This is a genomic window from Bacillus sp. HU-1818 (assembly GCF_022695965.1).
GTDB lineage: Bacteria > Bacillota > Bacilli > Bacillales > Bacillaceae > Bacillus > Bacillus atrophaeus.
Genome location: NZ_JAAPBE010000014.1, coordinates 1 through 3021 on the forward strand (window position 1 = coordinate 1; position 3021 = coordinate 3021).

Sequence of the window (3021 nt, forward strand, 5' to 3'; positions counted from 1 at the left end):
TGTTCTTTGAAAACTAGATAACGATAAGTAAGACATCACATTCAAAAGTAAGACCAAGAATAACTGTAGTGATTCTTTTTTAACGGTTAAGTTAGAAAGGGCGCACGGTGGATGCCTTGGCACTAGGAGCCGATGAAGGACGGGACGAACACCGATATGCTTCGGGGAGCTGTAAGCAAGCTTTGATCCGGAGATTTCCGAATGGGGAAACCCACCACTCGTAATGGAGTGGTATCCATATCTGAATACATAGGATATGAGAAGGCAGACCCGGGGAACTGAAACATCTAAGTACCCGGAGGAAGAGAAAGCAAATGCGATTCCCTGAGTAGCGGCGAGCGAAACGGGATCAGCCCAAACCAAGAGGCTTGCCTCTTGGGGTTGTAGGACACTCTATACGGAGTTACAAAGGAACGAGGTAGATGAAGAGGTCTGGAAAGGCCCGCCATAGCAGGTAACAGCCCTGTAGTCAAAACTTCGTTCTCTCCAGAGTGGATCCTGAGTACGGCGGAACACGTGAAATTCCGTCGGAATCCGGGAGGACCATCTCCCAAGGCTAAATACTCCCTAGTGACCGATAGTGAACCAGTACCGTGAGGGAAAGGTGAAAAGCACCCCGGAAGGGGAGTGAAACAGATCCTGAAACCGTGTGCCTACAAGTAGTCAGAGCCCGTTAACGGGTGATGGCGTGCCTTTTGTAGAATGAACCGGCGAGTTACGATCCCGTGCAAGGTTAAGCAGAAGATGCGGAGCCGCAGCGAAAGCGAGTCTGAATAGGGCGCATGAGTACGTGGTCGTAGACCCGAAACCAGGTGATCTACCCATGTCCAGGGTGAAGTTCAGGTAACACTGAATGGAGGCCCGAACCCACGCACGTTGAAAAGTGCGGGGATGAGGTGTGGGTAGGGGTGAAATGCCAATCGAACCTGGAGATAGCTGGTTCTCTCCGAAATAGCTTTAGGGCTAGCCTTAAGGTAAGAGTCTTGGAGGTAGAGCACTGATTGGACTAGGGGCCCCTACCGGGTTACCGAATTCAGTCAAACTCCGAATGCCAATGACTTATCCTTAGGAGTCAGACTGCGAGTGATAAGATCCGTAGTCGAAAGGGAAACAGCCCAGACCGCCAGCTAAGGTCCCAAAGTATACGTTAAGTGGAAAAGGATGTGGAGTTGCTTAGACAACCAGGATGTTGGCTTAGAAGCAGCCACCATTTAAAGAGTGCGTAATAGCTCACTGGTCGAGTGACTCTGCGCCGAAAATGTACCGGGGCTAAACGTATCACCGAAGCTGCGGACTGTTCTTCGAACAGTGGTAGGAGAGCGTTCTAAGGGCTGTGAAGCCAGACCGGAAGGACTGGTGGAGCGCTTAGAAGTGAGAATGCCGGTATGAGTAGCGAAAGAGGGGTGAGAATCCCCTCCACCGAATGCCTAAGGTTTCCTGAGGAAGGCTCGTCCGCTCAGGGTAAGTCGGGACCTAAGCCGAGGCCGAAAGGCGTAGGCGATGGACAACAGGTTGATATTCCTGTACCACCTCCTCACCATTTGAGCAATGGGGGGACGCAGGAGGATAGGGTAAGCGCGGTATTGGATATCCGCGTCCAAGCAGTTAGGCTGGGAAATAGGCAAATCCGTTTCCCATAAGGCTGAGCTGTGATGGCGAGCGAATTATAGTAGCGAAGTTCCTGATTCCACACTGCCAAGAAAAGCCTCTAGCGAGGTGAGAGGTGCCCGTACCGCAAACCGACACAGGTAGGCGAGGAGAGAATCCTAAGGTGATCGAGAGAACTCTCGTTAAGGAACTCGGCAAAATGACCCCGTAACTTCGGGAGAAGGGGTGCTCTGTTAGGGTGCAAGCCCGAGAGAGCCGCAGTGAATAGGCCCAGGCGACTGTTTAGCAAAAACACAGGTCTCTGCGAAGCCGTAAGGCGAAGTATAGGGGCTGACGCCTGCCCGGTGCTGGAAGGTTAAGAGGAGCGCTTAGCGTAAGCGAAGGTGCGAATTGAAGCCCCAGTAAACGGCGGCCGTAACTATAACGGTCCTAAGGTAGCGAAATTCCTTGTCGGGTAAGTTCCGACCCGCACGAAAGGCGCAACGATCTGGGCACTGTCTCAACGAGAGACTCGGTGAAATTATAGTACCTGTGAAGATGCAGGTTACCCGCGACAGGACGGAAAGACCCCGTGGAGCTTTACTGCAGCCTGATATTGAATGTTGGTACAGCTTGTACAGGATAGGTAGGAGCCTTGGAAACCGGAGCGCCAGCTTCGGTGGAGGCATCGGTGGGATACTACCCTGGCTGTATTGACCTTCTAACCCGCCGCCCTTATCGGGCGGGGAGACAGTGTCAGGTGGGCAGTTTGACTGGGGCGGTCGCCTCCTAAAGAGTAACGGAGGCGCCCAAAGGTTCCCTCAGAATGGTTGGAAATCATTCGCAGAGTGTAAAGGCACAAGGGAGCTTGACTGCGAGACCTACAAGTCGAGCAGGGACGAAAGTCGGGCTTAGTGATCCGGTGGTTCCGCATGGAAGGGCCATCGCTCAACGGATAAAAGCTACCCCGGGGATAACAGGCTTATCTCCCCCAAGAGTCCACATCGACGGGGAGGTTTGGCACCTCGATGTCGGCTCATCGCATCCTGGGGCTGTAGTCGGTCCCAAGGGTTGGGCTGTTCGCCCATTAAAGCGGTACGCGAGCTGGGTTCAGAACGTCGTGAGACAGTTCGGTCCCTATCCGTCGCGGGCGCAGGAAATTTGAGAGGAGCTGTCCTTAGTACGAGAGGACCGGGATGGACGCACCGCTGGTGTACCAGTTGTTCTGCCAAGGGCATCGCTGGGTAGCTATGTGCGGACGGGATAAGTGCTGAAAGCATCTAAGCATGAAGCCCCCCTCAAGATGAGATTTCCCATTCCGCAAGGAAGTAAGATCCCTGAAAGATGATCAGGTTGATAGGTCTGAGGTGGAAGTGTGGCGACACATGGAGCTGACAGATACTAATCGATCGAGGACTTAACCACACTTTTGAA

The 3021-nt window shown here is 53.1% G+C and carries 1 rRNA gene; it reads left to right on the forward strand.

The window, feature by feature from the left end:
• Positions 1–84 precede the first annotated feature (84 nt).
• A 23S ribosomal RNA gene (locus tag GXP75_RS21275) occupies positions 85–3012 on the forward strand.
• The last annotated feature ends 9 nt before the right edge of the window (positions 3013–3021 follow it).